The following is an 18,927-nucleotide window of genomic DNA, read 5'->3' as shown; positions in this document are numbered from 1 at the left end:
GGCGGTGCGCGCTCAGCGCCCGGCCGGCGGCACGTACGTGCAGCCGACCCGGCGCACCGTACGGATCGCGTCCCGGTACCCGGCGCCCAGCTTGCGGCGCAGCCGGGCGATGTGGACGTCGACGGTACGGCCGTCGCCGACGTGGCCGTAGCCCCACACCGTGCCGACCAGCCGGTCCCGGGTGTGCACCCGGTTCGGGTGCGCCACGAGATGCGCGAGCAGCTCGAACTCCAGGTACGTCAGGTCGAGTCGCCGCCCGTCCACCTCGGCGGTGCGCTGCACGGGGTCGACGCGGATGAGCGCGTCGTCCCCGGGCTGCCCGGCCGGGTCCGGCGCTGCGGGGAACGGCGGCCGGTGGCCGGCGGGCACCAGCACCAGGTAGCCGACCATCGGGGGCAGCCCGGGCAGGACGGGCACGGCGTCCGGCGGTGCGGGCAGCCAGGTGGCACCGGGCGGCAGCAGATCCGCGACGGTCACCACCTCGTCCCGGTGAACGGCACGCAGGTGGGAACGCGAGGGGCGCCCACCCCCGGCGGTGGACGCCCCTCGCGACGACTGAGGTACGGATCAGGCCTGGCCGGCCTTCTCCAGCGCGGTGCAGCACGTGTCGACCAGCAGACGGGTCACCACGTACGGGTCGACGTTGGCGTTGGGACGGCGGTCCTCGATGTAGCCCTTGCCGTCCTTCTCGACCTGCCACGGGATGCGCACCGAGGCGCCGCGGTCGGAGACGCCGTAGGAGTACTCGTTCCACGGGGCGGTCTCGTGCAGACCGGTGAGGCGGTCGTCGATGCCGGCGCCGTAGTTCTTGACGTGGTCGAGCGGCTTGGAGCCCTCACCGAGCGACTCGCACGCGGTGATGATCGCGTCGTAGCCCTCGCGCATGGCCTTGGTGGAGAAGTTGGTGTGCGCGCCCGCGCCGTTCCAGTCGCCCTTGACCGGCTTCGGGTCGAGGGTGGCGGCGACGCCGAAGTCCTCGGCGGTGCGGTAGAGCAGCCAGCGGGCCACCCACAGCTGGTCGGCGACCTCCAGCGGGGCCAGCGGACCGACCTGGAACTCCCACTGGCCGGGCATGACCTCGGCGTTGATGCCGGAGATGCCCAGGCCCGCCTCCAGGCAGTTGTCCAGGTGCGCCTCGACGACGTCACGGCCGAAGATCTCGTCGGAGCCGACACCGCAGTAGTAGCCGCCCTGCGGGGCCGGGAAACCGCCCTTGGGGAAGCCGAGGGGGTGGCCGTCCTGGAAGAAGGTGTACTCCTGCTCGATGCCGAAGATCGGCTCCTGGGCGGCGAACTTCCCGGCCACCTCGGCCAGCGCGGCACGCGTGTTGGACTCGTGCGGCGTCATGTCCGTGTTCAGCACCTCGCACAGGACCAGGACGTCCTCACCGCCGCGGATGGGGTCCGGGCAGACGAAGACCGGGCTGAGGACGCAGTCGGAGGCGTGCCCCTTGGCCTGGTTGGTGGAGGACCCGTCGAAGCCCCAGATCGGCAGGTCCGCGCCCTTGGCGTCGTCGCCCAGGATCTTGGTCTTGGAACGCAGCTTGGCGGTCGGCTCGGTGCCGTCGATCCAGATGTACTCGGCCTTGAAGCTCACGGTCCACATCCTTCGGGGTGGGGCTGGGCGCTGGTGCGGGTGCTGCGGCGCTGCGGCACTGGGGCGACGCCGTCGATGCCACGCAGCCTGTCAACAGGCGATTTCCCGGCCATTGCCCGCATGTGAACCCCGTGTTACCGGACCCCTGTGCGCCCCGCCCCGCTCTGTGAGCGCGCGGGGGGAGGCGGGCGCGGTGTATGCGATGGAACGCCGAGAGGCCCGCCGCTCCCGGCCGGAAGCAGCGGGCCCCTCGTGGGAATCCGGACCTCACCCCACCTTCTCGATCACCGCGCGGCGGATCAGGAACTTGCCGGCCTCGCGGACCTGCTCGAAGGCGGCGTTGTTGAGCAGCACGCAGCTGCCGGACACCGAGGTGACCTCCACCGTCGTGGACTTGTTGTTGTCCAGGTTGGTGACCTTCAGCTTCGTACCGGCCGGGAACTGGTTGCTGGACGCCGCCGGGGCGCCGCCCTCACCGGAGAGGGTGACGGTGGACCCGTTGCACACCTGCTCACCGGAGGCCGCGGCACCGTCACCGCCGGCCTGCTCGCCCTGGTCGTTCCCGGCGGGCTGCGAGGCTGCGGGCTGCGAGGGTGCGGGCTGCTCCGGCTGCGCGGTCTGGGAGTCCTGAGCCGACTCCCCAACCGTGCACCCGGACGCCTCCTGCTGACGCTGGATCTGGGCGATGACCGCCTCGCGGTTGGCGATCCGCGCCTCGGACTGCGCGTCCGGGGCGGCGCGCTGGCCCTCGATGAACTTCTCGTTGTTGCCGAGCGCGGTGGCGAGCCCCTGGCAGACGGTGGAGTCCGCCGCCGACCTGGTGGTGGCCGGCGGCGGGCCGGCGTTCGACGTGGCCGCCATGACGAAGGCGCCGCCTCCCGCCACCGTGGCGGCGCTCAGCAGCAGCGCGAGCTTCTTCTTCGGACCGAGAGTTCTCCTGCGCGACATGCGCGCCTCCTCGAAGAGGTAGGGGGGCGTACGCCGCTATGTACGAGATACCGAACGGAGTTGCTCAGCGGCCGGACCAAGTCGCCGCAGTGGCCTGCGTCACAGCGCCGTCAGCGGGAGAGGGCGTCCCGTACGGCGTCCTCCGTGCGGGCCACGACCGCGGTCCCGTCGTCCGCCGTGATGATCGGCCGCTGGATCAGCCGGGGATGCGCGGCGAGGGCCGCGATCCAGCGCTCCCGCGTGCCGGCGTCCCGCTCCCACTCCTCGAGTCCCAGTTCCGCCGCGACGGCCTCCTGGGTCCGGGTGATGTCCCACGGCTCCAGCCCGAGCCGCTCCAGCACCTCCCGGATCTCGTCCTCGCCCGGCACCTCCTCCAGGTACCGGCGGACGGTGTACTCCGCCCCCTCGGCGTCGAGCAGGCTGATGGCGCTGCGGCACTTGGAACAGGCGGGATTGATCCAGATCTCCATGCCGCACACGGTACGCCGCCGCCCGGTGTTCGAATTCAACGCGCCTCGCGCGTGCCTGGCGGGAGTGCTGTGACGTAGCGACAAAAGCCGTGTCCACCAGCGCATTTGCTGGCCTGTACGGGTCTGCTGAATGTCAGTGCCGGGCAGTAGACTGTAAGCAGTGTTCGAGGGAGTCGCCGAGGTCGTCGTGGACCTCGGCGGGCCGCCCTGACCGCGACAGGAGGATGCCTGTGCCCGCTGCCGCACTGAAGCCGAAGCCCCTGCCCACCCAGTCCACCGCGAAGCGTCCCGTGCCGCTCGACATGCCCTGCGCCCCGGTGGAGAAGCGACCGCTGCCGCCGGGCCGTCCGCGCGAGTGGTACGTCACGCACAACCGCCGGCTCAAGGCGATGCGGCTCGCCATCGCCCTGCTCGACTCCGGCGTCTACCTGCCCGGCCAGGCCCGCAACGACAGGATCCGCACCACGGCGGAGCTGATCGGCGTGCACCCGCCGTCGGACATCACGTGCCACATGGTGCGCGCGTTCATGCGTTACAACCGCTAGACCGGCACCGTGCCGGGCGCCCTCCAGCGGTGCGGCGCCCGGCACCGGGTGTGTCAGTACGGCCGGAAGTCGATGTACCCGAGCAGCACGATCACGGCGACGACACACCCGAGCACGACGGCCGTCGACACCCAGGACGAGCGGCCGGACGACCCCCTGTGCGCCGGATCGGGGCGGAACGGGACCGGTCCGGGCGGGTTGTCCTTCCAGCGGGCGGCGAGCATCCGGGCCCGGGCCGACGGCTCCTTGTGCTCGGCCCCGTCCGCCCACTTGATGTCGAACTCCCGCTCCTCGTCGTCCCTTTCGGACATCCCCGTGACCTTCTCTCGAACAGCAGTGTCAGTACAAGGATCCCTCGCGGGGCGCCGAGAGGGAAGGATTCCGGACAGCCCGCACACGTCGGCGCCCCCGCCCCGGGGACCGGGACGGGGGCGCCGTACGGACGGGCTCACGCGTCACATACGCATCAGCGGGATCACACGTCGAAGTAGAGCTCGAACTCGTGCGGGTGCGGACGGAGCTGGAGCGGGGCGATCTCGTTCTGGCGCTTGAAGTCGATCCACGTCTCGATCAGGTCCGGCGTGAAGACGTCGCCCTGGAGGAGGAACTCGTGGTCGGCCTCGAGGCGGTCGAGGACGGCGCCGAGGGAGGTCGGGACCTGGGCCACGCCCGCGTGCTCCTCGGGAGCCAGCTCGTAGAGGTCCTTGTCGATCGGCTCGGCTGGCTCGATCTTGTTCTTGATGCCGTCCAGGCCGGCCAGCAGCAGCGCCGAGAAGGCCAGGTACGGGTTGCCGGAGGCGTCCGGGGCGCGGAACTCCACGCGCTTGGCCTTCGGGTTGGAGCCGGTGATCGGGATGCGCATCGCGGCGGAACGGTTGCGCTGCGAGTACACGAGGTTCACCGGAGCCTCGAAGCCCGGCACCAGGCGGTGGTAGGAGTTCACCGTCGGGTTGGTGAAGGCCAGCAGCGACGGGGCGTGCTTGAGGATGCCGCCGATGTAGTAGCGGGCGGTGTCGGACAGACCGGCGTAGCCCTGCTCGTCGTAGAAGAGCGGCTCGCCGCCCGCCCACAGCGACTGGTGGACGTGCATGCCCGAACCGTTGTCACCGAAGATCGGCTTCGGCATGAAGGTCGCGGTCTTGCCGTTGCGCCAGGCGACGTTCTTCACGATGTACTTGAAGAGCTGCAGGTCGTCGGCGGCGGCGAGCAGGGTGTTGAACTTGTAGTTGATCTCGGCCTGGCCGGCGGTGCCCACCTCGTGGTGCTGACGCTCGACCTTCAGGCCGGCCTTGGCCAGCTCCAGGGAGATCTCGGCGCGCAGGTCGGCGAAGTGGTCGACCGGCGGGACCGGGAAGTAGCCGCCCTTGTAGCGGACCTTGTAACCGCGGTTGTCCTCCAGCGCACCGGTGTTCCAGGCGCCCGCCTCGGAGTCGATGTGGTAGAAGGACTCGTTCTCGGAGGTCTTGAAGCGCACGCTGTCGAAGACGTAGAACTCGGCCTCGGGACCGAAGTACGCGGTGTCCGCGATGCCGGTCGACGCGAGGTAGGCCTCCGCCTTCTTGGCCACGTTGCGCGGGTCACGGGAGTACTGCTCACCCGTGATCGGGTCGTGGATGAAGAAGTTGATGTTCAGCGTCTTGTCGCGGCGGAACGGGTCGACCCGGGCGGTCGACAGGTCCGCGCGCAGCGACATGTCGGACTCGTGGATGGCCTGGAAACCACGGATCGAGGATCCGTCGAAGGCCAGCTCCTCGTCCGGGTCGAACGCCTCCGCCGGCACGGTGACGTGCTGCATCACACCCGGGAGGTCGCAGAACCGGACGTCGATGAACTTGACGTCCTCGTCCGCGATGAACTTCTTGGCCTCGTCGGCGTTCTGGAACATCCAGCTCCTCCTACTCCCGACCGTCCCGCCGGGGTGGTAGATCGTTCGTGCGGCCAGTGCGGGTGGCACACGCTGCACTCGACCCTAGGGACGGGTCATTTCTCGTGCGTGACCCATTTGTTTCGCACAAGTTAACCGCCCCCTCTCCCACGGTAGCCCCGATGCACCCCGCCGTCCTGTGGTCATTTCCGGTCGCAGTACCGTGGACGGGTGGACAACAGGCAAGCAATCGGATCATGGCTGTCCGGGCCGCGCGCGGCCCTGGAGGAAGCCGGTGCCGAGTTCGGTTACCGCGGCGAGCAGCTGGGGCTGCCGGAGAGCGGACCGGGCTCGATCGCGCGCCCCGGCCGCAGGCTCGGCGCCCTCGCCGTGGACTGGGGCCTGTGCATGCTGATCGCATACGGTCTGGTCACCGACGGCTACGACGGGCAGGCGACCGGTAACTGGGCGCTGCTGGTGTTCTTCGTGCTGAGCGTCCTCACCGTCGGCACCGTCGGCTTCACCCCGGGCAAGCGCCTGTTCGGGCTGCGGGTCGTCGCCCTCGGCACCGGCCGGGTGCAGCCGCTGCGCGGTCTGGTGCGCTCGGCCCTGCTGTGCCTCGCCGTTCCCGCCCTCGTCTGGGACCGCGACGGCCGCGGCCTGCACGACCGGCTCGCCCGCACGGTCGAGGTGCGGATCTGACCGCCGCTCCCGACCTTCCCTCCTGACCTCCGCTCCCGCCGGGAGACGACGACGGGGCGCCGGAATCCCTTCCGGCGCCCCGTCGTCGTGTTGAGGAGGGGTGGGGCTCAGCGGCCCCGCGGTCCGCCGCCCTTCGGCAGCTTCATGCCCTTGGGCATCGGGCCCTTGGGGAGCGGCATGTTGCTCATCAGGTCGCCCAGGGCGCGCAGCCGGTCGTTGGTCGCGGTGACCTGCGGGCCGGTGAGCACGCGAGGGAGCTTGAGCATGGTCGTGCGCAGCTTCTTCAGCTCGACCTGGCCCTCGCCGGTGCCCACGATCAGGTCGTGCACCGGGACGTCCGCGACGATGCGGTTCATCCGCTTCTTCTCGGCGGCCAGCAGGTTCTTCACCCGGTTCGGGTTGCCCTCGGCGATCAGGACGATGCCGGCCTTGCCGACCGCGCGGTGCACCACGTCCTGGTTGCGGTTCATCGCGACCGCGGGGGTCGTCGTCCAGCCCCGGCCGATGTTGTCGAGCACGGCCGCGGCGGCGCCGGGCTGTCCCTCCATCTGCCCGAAGGCCGCTCGCTCGGCCCGGCGCCCGAACACGATCGCCGTCGCGAGGAAGGCGAGCAGAAGGCCCAGGATGCCGAGATAGATGGGGTACCCGATCAAGAAACCGATCGCGAGGAAGACACCGAAGGTGACGATTCCGACAGCCGCGAGTACAAGACCGATCTTCTTGTCGGCCCTGCGGGTCATCTTGTAGGTCAGGGCGATCTGCTTCAGTCGCCCGGGGTTCGCAGCGTCCGCTGCGGTTTCCTTCCTCGCCATGGCATGAAGTCTACGTGCCCCCCGGAGCGCCTTCGACGGCAGTGCCGGGGGTGGGAGGGGTCAGGGGCGGATGGTCACGGTCCGGTCGAGGACGCGCTGGGTCTCGATCCGGTCCTTGGCGCGACGGCGGTCCTCCAGCACCGAGGTCCACGCGTTGCGGCGGGCGGTGCGCTGACCCCCGCTCATCAGCAGTGACTCGACGGCGCGCAGCGCGGTGGTGAAGGACGGGATGGCGGTGGCGCGGACAGGCGCGGCCTGCATGGTGGAGGTCTCCCTCGGTGCCGACGGGTAGGGGTGTGCGTGCTGTGATTCCAGGCTCACTGACTGGTGTTACCAGGGCGTGACCGGGCGGTCAAACAGGCATGAAGCCTCGATGGGAGGCCCCGGAACGCCGACGCGGTCCCGACCTGTGTCCTCATCTGCGAGGACGGTCGGGACCGCGGGCTCTCGGCCGTTACCGGCCGGTAGGGCCTTGTGCGTGAATTCACACGCTGTCGGCGGTGTGCCGCCGGAGGGCTCCGGACGAGGTCAGACCGCCTGGGAGGCCACGTACGCGCCCCCGCGCTGCGGAGCAGCTGATTGACGCGACTCGATCGCCATCCGGTAGAGGCGGCCGGCGCGGTACGAGGAGCGGACCAGCGGGCCGGACATCACACCGGAGAAGCCGATCTGCTCGGCCTCCTCCTTCAGCTCCACGAACTCGTGCGGCTTCACCCAGCGCTCCACGGGGTGGTGGCGCACGGAGGGCCGCAGGTACTGGGTGATGGTGACCAGTTCGCAGCCGGCGTCGTGCAGCTGCTTCAGCGCCTCGCTGACCTCCTCGCGGGTCTCACCCATGCCGAGGATCAGGTTGGACTTGGTGACCAGGCCGTAGTCGCGGGCGTCGGTGATGACCTTCAGGGAGCGGTCGTAGCGGAAGCCGGGGCGGATCCGCTTGAAGATCCGGGGCACCGTCTCGACGTTGTGCGCGAAGACCTCGGGGCGGGAGGAGAAGACCTCCGCGAGCTGCTCGGGGACCGCGTTGAAGTCGGGGGCCAGCAGCTCGACCTTGGTGCGTCCCGCCTCGCGGTTCGCGGTCTGCGCGTGGATCTGGCGCACGGTCTCGGCGTACAGCCAGGCGCCGCCGTCCTCCAGGTCGTCGCGGGCGACGCCGGTGATGGTGGCGTAGTTCAGGTCCATGGTGACGACCGACTCGCCGACGCGGCGCGGTTCGTCACGGTCCAGCGCCTCGGGCTTGCCCGTGTCGATCTGGCAGAAGTCGCAGCGCCGGGTGCACTGGTCGCCGCCGATGAGGAAGGTCGCCTCGCGGTCCTCCCAGCACTCGTAGATGTTCGGACAGCCGGCTTCCTGGCAGACCGTGTGCAGGCCCTCGCTCTTCACGAGGTTCTGCATCTTGGAGTACTCGGGGCCCATTTTCGCCCGGGTCTTGATCCACTCGGGCTTGCGCTCGATGGGGGTCTGGCTGTTGCGGACCTCCAGGCGCAGCATCTTGCGTCCGTCGGGTGCGACTGCGGACACGACCGGCTCCCTAGCGATTGATTCTTCGGCGTCCTCAAGCGTACGCCCGTCGATTTGAATGCCCGGCGAGGGTGCGGCCCTGCTGAGGGCAGCCGCCCCCGGTCCTCGCTGCGACCTGGACGGCCGTGACGTTCAACGCCGGGCGGGCGGCTTCTATGCCGGTGTTCTCTCGATCTCCCGCGGCTTCAGCTCCGCGTTCCGCAGGATGTCCCCGAGGTGGCGTTCCACGACGGGGAGCACCTCGTCGATCGTGATGTCACGGCCCAGCTCGTTCGCCAGGGAGGCGACGCCCGCGTCGCGGATCCCGCACGGGATGATCCTGTCGAACCACTTGTTGTCCGGGTTCACGTTCAGCGCGAACCCGTGCATCGTGACGCCCTTGGCCACGCGGATGCCGATCGCCGCGATCTTGCGGTCCTCGCGGCGCTGGCCCGCGTTGGAGGGCGCGTACTCCGGGCCGTTGAGGCGGGGGTCGAACTCGTCGTCGTGCAGGCGGGGGTCGAAGTCGAGGGAGAGTCCGCCGAGCGCGGGGCGCTGCTCGACCGGGTCGCCGAGGACCCAGACGCCGCTGCGGCCCTCGACCCGGGTGGTCTCCAGGCCGAACTCCGCGCAGGTGCGGATCAGGGCCTCCTCCAGGCGCCGGACGTGCGCGACCACGTCCACCGGGCGGGGCAGCTTCTGGATCGGGTAGCCCACCAGCTGGCCGGGGCCGTGCCAGGTGATCTTGCCGCCGCGGTCCACGTCGATGACCGGGGTGCCGTCGAGGGGGCGCTCGCTCGCCTCGGTGCGCCGGCCGGCCGTGTAGACCGGGGGATGCTCCAGGAGGATGACGGTGTCGGGCACCTCGTCGGCGAACCGTGCCGCGTGCACCCGGCGCTGCTCGTCCCAGGCCAGCCGATAGTCCACGGCATCGGCCCCGAAGCCCATCCGGACGAACCGCAACTCACTCACGGCAAGCGCCTCCCTAGAAGGTCGTCAGGCGCGAAACGCGCCCACGCCACTGTACGACCGTTCGACCGGCGCCTGAATCGGCGGCCGGATCGGCGTCCGGAACGGCAGCCGCGCGTCGCCCGCTCGTCAGCTTCCCGGCCAATCCTCACACGATCGGATGAATGGCGGGGGAAGTCTGCGATCGGTTGCTCACTCTCCGCTACATTCGCGCCGTCCATGAGGCATAAGGGCTGCTCACAGGCAATCCGGGCACCTCAGTAGCCGGAAGGCAGGAGACCGCACCGCAGATGACGGAACGACCCGCGCAGCGCACCCCCAACCGACAGCTCGCCGCGCTCATCGCAGAAGCGGGGTTCTCCAACGCGGGACTCGCCCGTCGCGTGGACCAGCTCGGTCTCGAACACGGGCTCGACCTTAGATACGACAAGACATCCGTGACGCGCTGGCTGCGCGGTCAGCAGCCGAGAGGGACGACGCCGGCGCTGATCGCCGAGGTCTTCACCCGGCGCCTCGGGCGCCGCCTGACCGCGCAGGACCTGGGCCTGGACGCCTGTGCGCCGGTCTACGCGGGTCTGGAGTTCGCGGCCACACCGGAAGAGGCCGTCGACATCGTCGGCGGGCTGTGGCGCAAGGACTCCGGCAGCCACGCCGAGCTGCGCAAGATCGCCTTCACCTCGGCGGGGCTGGTCGTGCCGAGCCGGGACTGGCTGATCGGACGGCCCGACGACAAGGTGGCCCGCGCGGATCCGCCGGTGCGGGTGCCCGCCCAGGGCCGTCCGCCGGCCCGGCCCGCCGTGCCGTCCGAACTCGCGGCCCGCCGGCGCGGCGCGGCCGAACGCGGGCCCGGGTACCGGGTCACCGGCGGCGACATCGCCGCGCTGCGCTCGGTGGGTGAGCTGTTCCGCACCCTCGACGACGCGTACGGGGGCGGGCACGCCCGGCAGGCGCTCGTGCGCTATCTGGAGCACGAGTGCGAGCCGATGCTGCGGGGCACGTACGGCGAGCAGACCGGGCGCCGGCTGTTCGCCGCCGCCGCGGATCTGACCCGGCTGGCGGGGTGGACGTCGTACGACATCGCCGCGCACGGGCTCGCGCAGCGCTACTTCGTGCAGGCGCTGCGGCTCGCGCAGGCGGCGGGGGACCGGCCCTACGGGGCGTACGTCCTGGTCACCATGAGCCGGCAGGCCGTCTACCTCGGCCACGGGCGGGAGGCCGTGCAGCTCGCCCGCGTCGCCCAGCAGGGGGCGGGGGGCTCCGCGCCGCCCGCCGTGCAGGCGCTGCTGCACGCCGCCGAGGCGCGCGGGCACGGGGTGCTCGGGGAGGTGCGGGCCTGCACGGCGGCGCTGGTGCGCGCGGAACGCGCGCTGGAGGGCGCGCGGCACGGTGACGAGGTGCCGTACTGGGCGCGTTCCTTCGACGAGGCGCAGCTCGCGGACGAGTTCGGGCACTGTCACCGGGATCTCCAGCAGTTCCGGGCCGCAGCGCAGCACGCGGAGCGCTCGCTGCAGCTGCGGGCGCCCGGGTACGCGCGGAGCCGGCTGTTCTGCCGGGTGGTGCTGGCCACCGCCCGCCTCGGGCTCGGCGAACTCGACCAGGCCTGCCAGCTGGCCGCGGAGGCGGCCGCCCAGGCGGCGGAGATGCGCTCCGTCCGGGCGGTGGAGTACGTCCGTGACTTCGAACGCAGACTGGAGCCCTACCGGGACGCGGCCCCCGTGCGCACCTACCGCGACCGGACCGCGACGTACGCCTGACACCCGCGGCCACCGGCCACCGGCTACCGGCCGTCGGTGCGCGTGGCGCCTACGGCCGGTGGGTGGGTCGGGGGCGGGGCGGGGGTGTCCGTCCTCGGACTGGCGCGACCGGGTTGCCCGGTGGAGGTGCGGGGCGCCGACTCGCACCAGCCGCTGCGGGCGCACACCCCCGCCCCACCCCCTCCGCGCCGTACGCGCCTGCCGGCTCTGGTCGCTCCCGCGGGCAGTCGTGCCGCGCCCGTCGTTCCCGCGGGTCGCCGCACCGCTTCCGCGGGCAGTCGTGCCGCTGGGGCGGCACGGGTGGGCGCGACGGCACCCCGTCGGCGCCGGGCTGCGCGAACACCCCCCGGCCCGCACCAACGCCGGGCACCCCGCACCGACGCCGGGCACCCCGCGCCGACGCCGGGCACCCCGCGCCGGGTGACCCGCACCAGCCGGCCGGTCGGCCTACGCCGCCCGTGCCGTCGGGACCGGGTCCGCCGTGTGGAGCGGGCGGTTCATGCCCAGGTCGGTGAGCAGCGCGGCCGCGGCCCGCTCCGCCGAGCGGAGGGCACCCGGGACCGTCCCGCTGTCCCGGTGGTCCCCGCACACGTACAGCCCCGCCAGCAACCGCACCGGCCGCCGCAGATCGAGCGGCGGCCGCATCGCGGGCACCGCGTCCCCGGTGTGCCGTACGGCCAGCGTCTCCCAGCGCGCGGTCGGCACCCCGTACAGCCGCGCCAGGTGCGTGCGCACGGCAGCGTCCACGCCCGGCCCCGGCGCACCCAGCACCGTCGACGTCACCAGCGTGCGGCCGGCCGGCGCACGGGACGGGTCGACCCGGCTGACGACCGCCGTGTGCGAGACCGGCCCGCCCCGGTCGGCGTCCAGCACCAGCGACGCACCGGTCGCCGGGGCCTCGTCGGTGGTGTGGTGCACCACCGTCACCGGGTGGAAGTCCGGCACCCGCAGCCCCGGCAGCAGGTCGGCGGCGGCTCGCGCACCGGTCGCGATCAGCACCGCGCCGCACCGGAACTCCCCGTGCTCCGTGGTCACCGACGTCGTGGACACGGAGGTGACCCGCACCCCCGTGTGCACCGTGCCCGGCGGCAGCGCCCGTGCCAGCTGCTGGGGCAGCGCCTCCGCGCCGCCCTCCGGCAGACACAGCCGCCCGCCGGCGAACGCGTGCAGCGCCAGGTCCGCGCACCGGCTGGACGTGGTGAGGTCCGGGTCGCACAGCAGGGCGGCGAGCAGCGGGCGCAGGAACCCGTCGACCGTACGGGCGGGCAGGCCCCGTGCCACCAGCGCCTCGGCGGCGGGCAGTTCGGGCCGGGCCAGCAGCTGTTCCAGGGGCGTGCCCGCGAGCCTGGTCAGCGCGGCCCCCAGCCGGGCCTGGTCGACCGCCGTGCCCAGCGGAGCGCCGCTGCGGGCGCGCGGCACCGACACCTGCCGTCCGGGCACGGCCACCGGCCGCCTGGGTCCGGACCCCGGCCGGGGGGCGCTCGCAAGGGCGCGCACCGCATGGAGTGCGCCCCGCGCGCTGCGCGCCCCTCGTGCGCCCCGCGCTCCCGGCGATACGCCCGCGCGATGGTGCCGTCCGTCGCTGTGCAGCAGGACGCCGGGGTCGAAGGGCAGGAGCGCGAGTTCTTCGAGACCCGGCGTCAGCCGTAGTTCCGGATGCGCCGTGGACAGCAACCGCCCGATCCTGTCGAGCCGGAAGCCGTCGACCTTCTCGGTCGCCATGCGACCGCCCACCTCATGGGCTGCCTCCAGGACGACGGTGGTGACTCCTGCGCTGGTCAGTCGTCGTGCCGCGGAGAGTCCGGCGATCCCGGCTCCCACGACGACGACGTCCGCCTGGTACGTGGGCTCAAGCACGTGCCCCTCCTCGAGGTTGCGCGGGCGCTGGAGACGTCATGCCCTCAACAGGCCCCAGGGATACCCGAGTTCGGCTTGAGGGTAGGGCCGTGATCGGTCACCGGGTCAGTCGCGCATGGACAGTGCACGGGCGCACGACGGTCGCATACGCACACCGGATGGGCATGGTGTGGTCACAGGGAGTCGGGAGCGCTCATTTCCGTGCATGTCGGGGGCATGTGCACGGTCGCGCTCACAGCGCCGCCCTGATCGCCCCCTCGATCCCGGGGAAGGCGAACCGGAAGCCCGACTCCAGCAGCCGCGCCGGAAGCACCCGGGCGCTGCCCAGCACGTCGCCCGCCATCTCGCCGAGCACCGTCCGCAGCACCGGCGCCGGCACGGGGAACACCGTCGGCCGGTGCAGCACGCGGCCCATGGCCTCGGTGATCTCACGGTTGGTCAGCGGCTGCGGGGCCGTCAGGTTGAACGGCCCGGACAGCCCCTCGGCGTCGAGGAGATGGCGCAGCGCCGCGACCTCGTCGTGCAGCGCGATGAACGACCAGTACTGGCGCCCGTCGCCCATCCGCCCGCCCAGGCCGGCCCGGAACAGCGGGAACAGCCTGCCCCACGCCCCGCCCTCGCGGGCCACCACCAGTCCGGTCCGCGCGAACACCGTCCGCACGCCCGCCTCCCGCGCCGGCGCGGCGGCGCCCTCCCACTCCACACACACCCGCGGCAGGAAACCCTCGCCGGGCGGCGCGCTCTCGTCCACCTCCCGCTCACCGGTCTCGCCGTAGTAGCCGATCGCGCTGCCGTTGACGAAGACCCGGGGCCGCACGTCCTCGGGCAGCCCCGCGACGGCCTCGGCCAGCGTGGCCGTGCCCCCCACCCGGCTGGACCGGATGCGTGCCTTGTACTCGTCCGTCCAGCGCCGGTTGCCGACGCCGGCTCCCGCCAGATTCACCACGGCGTCGCACCCCGCGAGCCCCGCCGCGTCCACGGAGCCCCGCTCCGGGTCCCACCGCACCTCGTCGGCGGCCGAGGGCGCACGCCGCACCAGCCGGACGACCGTGTGCCCGTCCGCCGCGAGGGACCGCGCCAGGGCGCCCCCGATGAGTCCCGACGCCCCGGCCACCGCGATTCGCGCATGTTCCATGGCGTCCATCCTGCCCCTCACCGCTCGTAAATCACGGGAGGACTCCGGCGTTCCGGTCGTACAGTAGCCCTCATGCCCGAGCCGTACATACGCATCGCCCGTCCCGGCGACGAGGGCGAACTGGCCCGCCTCGACCGTGAGACCTGGTCCCACCTGCACGCCGTGACCCCGCCGCCGCAGCCGCCGTACGACTCCTTCTTCAGCGAGCGTTCCGGCCCGGGGGACCACCGGGTCGCCGAGTACGAGGGGCGCCTCGTGGGCTATGTCCGCCTCGGCTTCCCCACCGAGCTCGCCTCCAACGCGCACGTCCGGCAGATCCGCGGCCTCGCCGTCGCGGAGGAGGCACGCGGCCTCGGTGCGGGCCGGGCCCTGGTGCGGGCCGCCGTCGCGGAGGCCCGGGAGCGCGGCGCCCGCCGGATCACCCTGCGCGTGCTCGGCCACAACACCGCCGCCCGCACGCTGTACGAGTCCGAGGGCTTCGTCGTGGAGGGCGTGCAGCCGGGGGAGTTCTTCGTCGGGGGCGCCTACGTCGACGACGTCCTGATGGGGCAGTCGCTGATCTGACCGGCCCCGCACCTTCTACGAGGTCACCAGGGACCCCGTGTCCACCGGCGCCGACGCGTCCGCCGCGCGCTCGGCGTCCTCCGCCACCTCGGCCGCCGTCAGCACGTACCCCGTCTCGGCGTCCGAGGTGGAGCGTGCGAACACCACGCCGTACACCTGGCCGTCGGTGGTCAGCAGCGGGCCGCCGGAGTTCCCGGGACGGACCGTCGAGCGGATCGAGTAGATCTCGCGGGTGACCGTCGCGTCGTTGTAGATGTTCTGCCCCCGGGCCTGCACCCGGCCGGCGACCGTCGCCGCCTGGAGGTTCAGGTCGCCGTCCTGCGGGTAGCCCGCGACGACCGCCGAGTCGCCGCGCCCGGCGTCGGAGTCGAACTCCAGTACCGGCGCCCGCAGATCCGGCACGTACAGCACGGCCACGTCCTTCTGCGGGTCGAAGAGCACCACCCGCGCCTCGTACGTCCGCCCGACCCCGCCCACGCGCACGGTCGGCTCGTCGATGCCCGCCACCACGTGGGCGTTGGTCATCACGCGCTCCCGCGCGTACACGAATCCGCTGCCCTCGCGGCCCTGGGTGCCCGCGACGCCCTCCACCTTCACCGTGCTGCGCTGCGCCGCGCGGGTGGCGGCCGCGGTGACGCTGTCGCCGGTGGGGGCGGCGACCTCCGCGGTCGACTCGTTCTCGAACGGGTTGAAGACCTGTGGGAAACCCGCCTCGGTCAGCGCCGAGGTGGCCCGCGAGAACCAGCCCGGGGTGGTGTCCGGCATCGCGTCCTGCACCGCGCCGAGCAGCCGGGAGTCCCGGATCGCCGACGTCACCAGCGGGGAGGAGGAGGCGCCCAGCACGCTCGCCACCACCCACGCCACGATCAGCACCGCCACCGAGTTGGCCGCCGCGCCGCCGACCCCGTCCGCCACCCTCAGCGGGCCCCGGTCCAGCTCCCGGCGCAGCCGGAGCGCCAGCCGCCCCGCCAGCTCGTGGCCCACCACCGCCGGCAGCAGCACCGTGAACACGGCCGTCACCGTCGCCCGCGTGGTCCCCGGCGTCACCAGGTCCATGATCCAGGGCAGGATCCACACGCCGACGACCGCGCCGCCCACGAAACCGGCCAGCGAGACACAGCCGGCCAGCAGACCGCGCCGGTAACCGGACGCCGCGTAGGCGAGGACGACCAGCAACAGCAGGATGTCGAGCAGGTCCACGCACGCCGCCTTTCTCTCGTGACCACCGACCCATCAATACGGGGCGGAGGGGCCCGGTGATCAGCCACGCGCCGAGCGGCCGCCGGGAAGCGGCCGCACGCGCGTTCACTGGGGAAAACGTCACGGACCAGGACGATGGTTCCACCGGGTGGCACAGCACATATCGCGGACCCCGCCGGTCGGACTCACAGTGAGACCATGCGTGTCCCGAGACGACAGCGCGGAGCGCGCGGGCGCCGCTCCCCCCGGATACCCGGCCGGCCCGGCTCCCCGCGCCTGCCCAGAGCCGCCACGATCGCGCTGGGCTGTCTGCCGGGCCTGGCCGCCGCGGTCGCCCTGGTGCTCTGCGCCTACGGCGTCGAGCGGGCCGCCGAGTCCGCCGGCCCCGCCTCCGCCGCGCGCGACGCGCCCGCCTTCCAGGCACCCCGGCCCCCGATCGTGCCCCGCTCGGTGTGGCTGGGCGACGGCGCCCGCGAGCAGCCGCCCCCGCGCTACGACGACGAGGTCGTCGCCGTCTTCGTCCACCACACCGACTCGCCCAACGGCTACGACTGCGCGGACGCGCCCGGCATCATCAGGGCCCTGTACGAGGGCCAGACCCTCGGCCGCGACTGGGACGACCTCGGCTACAACTTCGTCGTCGACCGCTGCGGCACGATCTACGAGGGCCGCGCCGGCGGCACCGACCAGCCCGTCACCGGCGCCCACACCCAGGGCTTCAACCACCGCACCACCGGCATCGCCGCCCTCGGCACCTTCACCGAGGGGGCCCACGTACCGCCCAGGATGCTGCACGCGATCGCCGAGCTGTCCGCCTGGAAGCTCGGCACGTCCGGCACCGACCCGCGCGCCGACGTGCGGCTGGTCTCCAGCAACGGCGGCAGCCGCTACGCGGCCGGCACCACCGCCACCCTGCACGCGATCGCCGGACACAGCGACGGCTACATGACCAGCTGCCCGGGCGCCGCCCTGCAGGCCCGCCTCCCGGACATCAGGACCCTCGCGGCCCGCATCCAGGGCCGCGACACCGCACAGCAGGCCACCCGGAAGGACACGCGCGAGGACACACAGAACGCCCTGAAGCGACACGTCACACAGAACGAAGAGCAGATCCCATGAGCGACACCCCTGAGCGAAGTACCACCTGGGCGGACGCCGTACGCCGCCCCTGGACGGCGCTGTGCGCCGCCGCGGCCGTCGTCCTGGGCCCGGCGTGCCACACCGCCTCCGCCCTCATGCAGGCCAACGCCGCCCCGCTGCGTCACACGCCGAGCCCCCACCGGCGTCTGTGAACCCGTGGTGCGCGGCGCCGTCCGCGGCTCAGTCCCCGAACCGCTCCCAGAGCCGCGGATAGCGATCGGCGAGCAGCGCCTCGTTCTCGAGGTCGAGCGGCGTGCCCTCCGGCTCCTCCGGGGCCGGGGGCAGCCCGAGGCCGGGTGCCACCGTCCCGGTGAGCTGCTCGTACGCCTCGTCCGCCGCATAGCCGAGGTCCTCGCCGTCGCCGTCGATCTCCTCGTCGAAGTCGTCCAGCAGGTCGGCGAGCGCGTCGGGATCGTGCAGGGCGCCCTCGAACACCTCCCGGCCCTGGCCGATCAGCCAGCACCGGAAGTAGTCGAAGGCATCGTCGCTCGCCCCGCCCAGCAGCAGCCAGGCCGCGCCCCACAGGTCCCAGCGGTAGGCGCGGTGGTAGCGGGACTCGAAGTGACGGGCGAAGTCCAGCACGGCCTCCGGGTCCAGCCGTACCAGCCGCTCCACCAGCAGGTCGGCCTGCTCCTCGGGGTCGCCCTCGGCGTCCTCCCGGGTGGTGTCCACCAGCTCCCAGAACTCCGTCTCGTCCATCACGAGGTCAAGCATCGACCCTGCACCCCGCGGACGCACCCTAGGGGCGCGGGGCCGTACCGGTGTGCGGCTCCGCCGCGCGGGCGCGAACGGGGGTCAGGAGGCGCAGCCCCCGGGGACGGGAAGGGAAAGGGCGGCGGGGGCGAACAGCCCAGGGTCCGGCAGGGACACCCCCCTTCACCGCCCGTACAGCTCCGCCAGCCGCACGGCCTCCGCCGCGAACCGCTCCCGCAGCGACGCCGGCCCCAGCACCTCCACCTCCGCGCCCAGCGCCGTGAGCTGCGCATGGGCGACCTCCTCGGACTCCACCGGCAGGGTCACCGTCACCCAGCCGCTCCCGTCGGGCTCGCCCGCCCGGGCCAGCGCCTCCCGCGCGGACAGCGGATCCACGGCGTGCGGAAGCCGGCGCACCCCCCGCGCCGACAGCCGCACCACCACCTCCGCCCGCAGGAGCGAGCGGGCGAACTGCTCCGCCCGCTCCTCCCAGAACGCCGGCAGATCGAACTCCTCCGCCCGTTCGAAGCGCTCCCCACCCGTCTCCACCGCCGTGAACCGGTCGATCCGGTACACCCGGAAGGGCCCGCCCCCGGCCACCCGCGCGCACAGGTACCAGACGCCCGCCTTGAGCACGAGCCCGTACGGCTCCAGCTCCCGCTCCACATCGGTGTCGTGGCGCCGGTAGCGGGCGGTGATCCGCCGGTCGTCCCACACCGCGTCCGCGACCGCCGGCAGCAGCTCGGGCGTCGCCGGCTCGCGGAACCAGTTCGGGGCGTCCAGGTGGAAGCGCTGCGCCGCCGTGCGCGAGGCGTCCCGGAGGGAGGGCAGCAGGGCCGCCGACACCTTCAGCCGGGCCGCCGAGGCGGCGTCCTCCAGACCCATCTCGCGCAGCGCCCCCGGCACCCCGGACAGGAACAGCGCCTCCGCCTCGCCGCGGGCCAGCCCCGTCAGCCGCGTCCGGTAGCCGCCGACCAGCCGGTAGCCGCCGATCCGCCCCCGGTCCGCGTACACCGGCACCCCGGCCTCCGACAGCGCCTGAGCGTCCCGGGTGACCGTGCGCTCCGACACCTCCAGCTCCCGGGCCAGCTCGGCGGCGGTCATGGAGGGGCGGGACTGGAGCAGCAGCACCATCTTGATCAACCGGGCAGCACGCATGCGCCCCATCATGCAAGAGGCCC

At 72.7% G+C, this 18,927-nt stretch carries 21 protein-coding genes; 6 read left to right on the top strand and 15 right to left on the bottom strand.

From position 1 onward, the window contains the following. Positions 1 to 12: 12 nt before the first annotated feature. From F1615_RS25360 to F1615_RS25345, 4 genes are all read right to left on the bottom strand, one after another. The gene (locus F1615_RS25360; protein WP_149551389.1) at positions 13 to 504 is read right to left on the bottom strand and encodes a winged helix-turn-helix domain-containing protein; all 492 of its coding nucleotides are present in this window, start codon (positions 502 to 504) and stop codon (positions 13 to 15) included. Positions 505 to 567: 63 nt separating this feature from the next. Then, a complete protein-coding gene (gene glnII, locus F1615_RS25355) occupies positions 568 to 1,596 on the bottom strand; it encodes a glutamine synthetase (protein WP_149551388.1) in 1,029 nt (342 codons plus the stop codon). A gap of 267 nt (positions 1,597 to 1,863) precedes the next feature. Next, positions 1,864 to 2,544, bottom strand: coding sequence for a hypothetical protein (locus F1615_RS25350; protein ID WP_149551387.1), 681 nt, complete (start codon positions 2,542 to 2,544; stop codon positions 1,864 to 1,866). A 110-nt stretch (positions 2,545 to 2,654) separates the two neighbouring features. Beyond that, entirely contained in the window at positions 2,655 to 3,014 is a 360-nt protein-coding gene (locus F1615_RS25345) for an ArsC/Spx/MgsR family protein (protein ID WP_149551386.1), read from the bottom strand. A gap of 230 nt (positions 3,015 to 3,244) precedes the next feature. Between F1615_RS25345 and F1615_RS25340 the strand changes: the two genes are divergently transcribed. Further along, complete coding sequence (locus F1615_RS25340; protein ID WP_149551385.1) at positions 3,245 to 3,559, top strand: hypothetical protein; 315 nt, start codon at positions 3,245 to 3,247, stop codon at positions 3,557 to 3,559. Positions 3,560 to 3,612: 53 nt separating this feature from the next. Here the strand turns inward: F1615_RS25340 and F1615_RS25335 are convergent, their stop codons facing one another. Together F1615_RS25335 and glnA are read right to left on the bottom strand one after the other, a co-directional pair. Continuing rightward, the gene (locus F1615_RS25335; RefSeq protein ID WP_149551384.1) at positions 3,613 to 3,870 is read right to left on the bottom strand and encodes a hypothetical protein; all 258 of its coding nucleotides are present in this window, start codon (positions 3,868 to 3,870) and stop codon (positions 3,613 to 3,615) included. Positions 3,871 to 4,034: 164 nt separating this feature from the next. Continuing rightward, positions 4,035 to 5,444: a type I glutamate--ammonia ligase gene (gene glnA / locus F1615_RS25330; protein ID WP_149551383.1), complete on the bottom strand. Its 1,410-nt coding sequence runs from the start codon at positions 5,442 to 5,444 to the stop codon at positions 4,035 to 4,037. Positions 5,445 to 5,654: 210 nt separating this feature from the next. On the opposite strand from glnA, the gene F1615_RS25325 reads away from it, so the two are divergent. Further along, positions 5,655 to 6,125 carry an RDD family protein gene (locus tag F1615_RS25325; protein ID WP_149551382.1) on the top strand — a complete coding sequence of 157 codons (471 nt, stop codon included), beginning with the start codon at positions 5,655 to 5,657 and terminating at the stop codon, positions 6,123 to 6,125. 107 nt (positions 6,126 to 6,232) lie between these two features. On the opposite strand, the gene F1615_RS25320 is transcribed toward F1615_RS25325, so the two are convergent. The 4 genes from F1615_RS25320 to lipB all read right to left on the bottom strand — a co-directional run bounded on the left by F1615_RS25320 (position 6,233) and on the right by lipB (position 9,406). Continuing rightward, a complete protein-coding gene (locus F1615_RS25320; protein WP_149551381.1) occupies positions 6,233 to 6,937 on the bottom strand; it encodes a DUF4191 domain-containing protein in 705 nt (234 codons plus the stop codon). Positions 6,938 to 6,997: 60 nt separating this feature from the next. After that, a complete protein-coding gene (locus tag F1615_RS25315; protein ID WP_149551380.1) occupies positions 6,998 to 7,198 on the bottom strand; it encodes a hypothetical protein in 201 nt (66 codons plus the stop codon). Positions 7,199 to 7,465: 267 nt separating this feature from the next. Continuing rightward, positions 7,466 to 8,455 carry a lipoyl synthase gene (gene lipA / locus F1615_RS25310; RefSeq protein WP_149551379.1) on the bottom strand — a complete coding sequence of 330 codons (990 nt, stop codon included), beginning with the start codon at positions 8,453 to 8,455 and terminating at the stop codon, positions 7,466 to 7,468. Between the two features lie 153 nt (positions 8,456 to 8,608). Further along, entirely contained in the window at positions 8,609 to 9,406 is a 798-nt protein-coding gene (lipB, locus tag F1615_RS25305) for a lipoyl(octanoyl) transferase LipB (RefSeq protein WP_149551378.1), read from the bottom strand. Positions 9,407 to 9,693: 287 nt separating this feature from the next. Between lipB and F1615_RS25300 the strand changes: the two genes are divergently transcribed. Next, the gene (locus F1615_RS25300; protein ID WP_149551377.1) at positions 9,694 to 11,157 is read left to right on the top strand and encodes a regulator; all 1,464 of its coding nucleotides are present in this window, start codon (positions 9,694 to 9,696) and stop codon (positions 11,155 to 11,157) included. A gap of 447 nt (positions 11,158 to 11,604) precedes the next feature. Here the strand turns inward: F1615_RS25300 and F1615_RS25295 are convergent, their stop codons facing one another. Then, on the bottom strand, positions 11,605 to 13,014 hold the full coding sequence (locus tag F1615_RS25295; RefSeq protein WP_149551376.1) for an NAD(P)/FAD-dependent oxidoreductase: 1,410 nt from the start codon (positions 13,012 to 13,014) through the stop codon (positions 11,605 to 11,607). Between the two features lie 232 nt (positions 13,015 to 13,246). Then, the gene (locus F1615_RS25290; protein ID WP_149551375.1) at positions 13,247 to 14,149 is read right to left on the bottom strand and encodes a TIGR01777 family oxidoreductase; all 903 of its coding nucleotides are present in this window, start codon (positions 14,147 to 14,149) and stop codon (positions 13,247 to 13,249) included. A 72-nt stretch (positions 14,150 to 14,221) separates the two neighbouring features. Between F1615_RS25290 and F1615_RS25285 the strand changes: the two genes are divergently transcribed. After that, positions 14,222 to 14,713 (top strand): GNAT family N-acetyltransferase, encoded by a 492-nt coding sequence (locus F1615_RS25285; protein ID WP_149551374.1) that lies wholly within the window; start codon positions 14,222 to 14,224, stop codon positions 14,711 to 14,713. A gap of 15 nt (positions 14,714 to 14,728) precedes the next feature. Here F1615_RS25285 and F1615_RS25280 read toward each other — a convergent pair whose 3' ends face one another. Further along, positions 14,729 to 15,913, bottom strand: a complete 1,185-nt coding sequence (locus F1615_RS25280; protein WP_149551373.1) for a MarP family serine protease — start codon at positions 15,911 to 15,913, stop codon at positions 14,729 to 14,731. 294 nt (positions 15,914 to 16,207) lie between these two features. Between F1615_RS25280 and F1615_RS25275 the strand changes: the two genes are divergently transcribed. Together F1615_RS25275 and F1615_RS35705 are read left to right on the top strand one after the other, a co-directional pair. After that, on the top strand, positions 16,208 to 17,032 hold the full coding sequence (locus F1615_RS25275; protein WP_244328835.1) for a peptidoglycan recognition protein family protein: 825 nt from the start codon (positions 16,208 to 16,210) through the stop codon (positions 17,030 to 17,032). Continuing rightward, the gene (locus tag F1615_RS35705) at positions 17,029 to 17,205 is read left to right on the top strand and encodes a hypothetical protein (RefSeq protein ID WP_167343510.1); all 177 of its coding nucleotides are present in this window, start codon (positions 17,029 to 17,031) and stop codon (positions 17,203 to 17,205) included. Before F1615_RS25275 ends, F1615_RS35705 begins: the two co-directional genes overlap by 4 nt. Before the next feature lie 28 nt (positions 17,206 to 17,233). Here F1615_RS35705 and F1615_RS25270 read toward each other — a convergent pair whose 3' ends face one another. Together F1615_RS25270 and F1615_RS25265 are read right to left on the bottom strand one after the other, a co-directional pair. Further along, positions 17,234 to 17,752 (bottom strand): DUF4240 domain-containing protein, encoded by a 519-nt coding sequence (locus tag F1615_RS25270; RefSeq protein WP_149551431.1) that lies wholly within the window; start codon positions 17,750 to 17,752, stop codon positions 17,234 to 17,236. Between the two features lie 177 nt (positions 17,753 to 17,929). After that, positions 17,930 to 18,904, bottom strand: a complete 975-nt coding sequence (locus F1615_RS25265; RefSeq protein WP_149551371.1) for a helix-turn-helix transcriptional regulator — start codon at positions 18,902 to 18,904, stop codon at positions 17,930 to 17,932. Between the last annotated feature and the right edge of the window lie 23 nt (positions 18,905 to 18,927).

The sequence above is a fragment of the Streptomyces marokkonensis genome, from assembly GCF_008312835.1.
Taxonomy (GTDB): Bacteria; Actinomycetota; Actinomycetes; order Streptomycetales; family Streptomycetaceae; genus Streptomyces; species Streptomyces marokkonensis_A.
This window is presented reverse-complemented; position numbering and strand designations above follow the sequence as displayed.

What these genes read in the sequence shown, in the direction of transcription:
- F1615_RS25350 (WP_149551387.1), bottom strand. Translation starts at nt 2,544, where the DNA reads ATGTCGCGCAGGAGAACTCTCGGTCCGAAGAAGAAGCTCGCGCTGCTG.
- F1615_RS25345 (WP_149551386.1), bottom strand. Translation starts at nt 3,014, where the DNA reads ATGGAGATCTGGATCAATCCCGCCTGTTCCAAGTGCCGCAGCGCCATC.
- F1615_RS25335 (WP_149551384.1), bottom strand. Translation starts at nt 3,870, where the DNA reads ATGTCCGAAAGGGACGACGAGGAGCGGGAGTTCGACATCAAGTGGGCG.
- glnA (WP_149551383.1), bottom strand. Translation starts at nt 5,444, where the DNA reads ATGTTCCAGAACGCCGACGAGGCCAAGAAGTTCATCGCGGACGAGGAC.
- F1615_RS25320 (WP_149551381.1), bottom strand. Translation starts at nt 6,937, where the DNA reads ATGGCGAGGAAGGAAACCGCAGCGGACGCTGCGAACCCCGGGCGACTG.
- F1615_RS25315 (WP_149551380.1), bottom strand. Translation starts at nt 7,198, where the DNA reads ATGCAGGCCGCGCCTGTCCGCGCCACCGCCATCCCGTCCTTCACCACC.
- F1615_RS25300 (WP_149551377.1), top strand. Translation starts at nt 9,694, where the DNA reads ATGACGGAACGACCCGCGCAGCGCACCCCCAACCGACAGCTCGCCGCG.
- F1615_RS25290 (WP_149551375.1), bottom strand. Translation starts at nt 14,149, where the DNA reads ATGGAACATGCGCGAATCGCGGTGGCCGGGGCGTCGGGACTCATCGGG.
- F1615_RS25285 (WP_149551374.1), top strand. Translation starts at nt 14,222, where the DNA reads ATGCCCGAGCCGTACATACGCATCGCCCGTCCCGGCGACGAGGGCGAA.
- F1615_RS35705 (WP_167343510.1), top strand. Translation starts at nt 17,029, where the DNA reads ATGAGCGACACCCCTGAGCGAAGTACCACCTGGGCGGACGCCGTACGC.
- F1615_RS25270 (WP_149551431.1), bottom strand. Translation starts at nt 17,752, where the DNA reads ATGGACGAGACGGAGTTCTGGGAGCTGGTGGACACCACCCGGGAGGAC.
- F1615_RS25265 (WP_149551371.1), bottom strand. Translation starts at nt 18,904, where the DNA reads ATGCGTGCTGCCCGGTTGATCAAGATGGTGCTGCTGCTCCAGTCCCGC.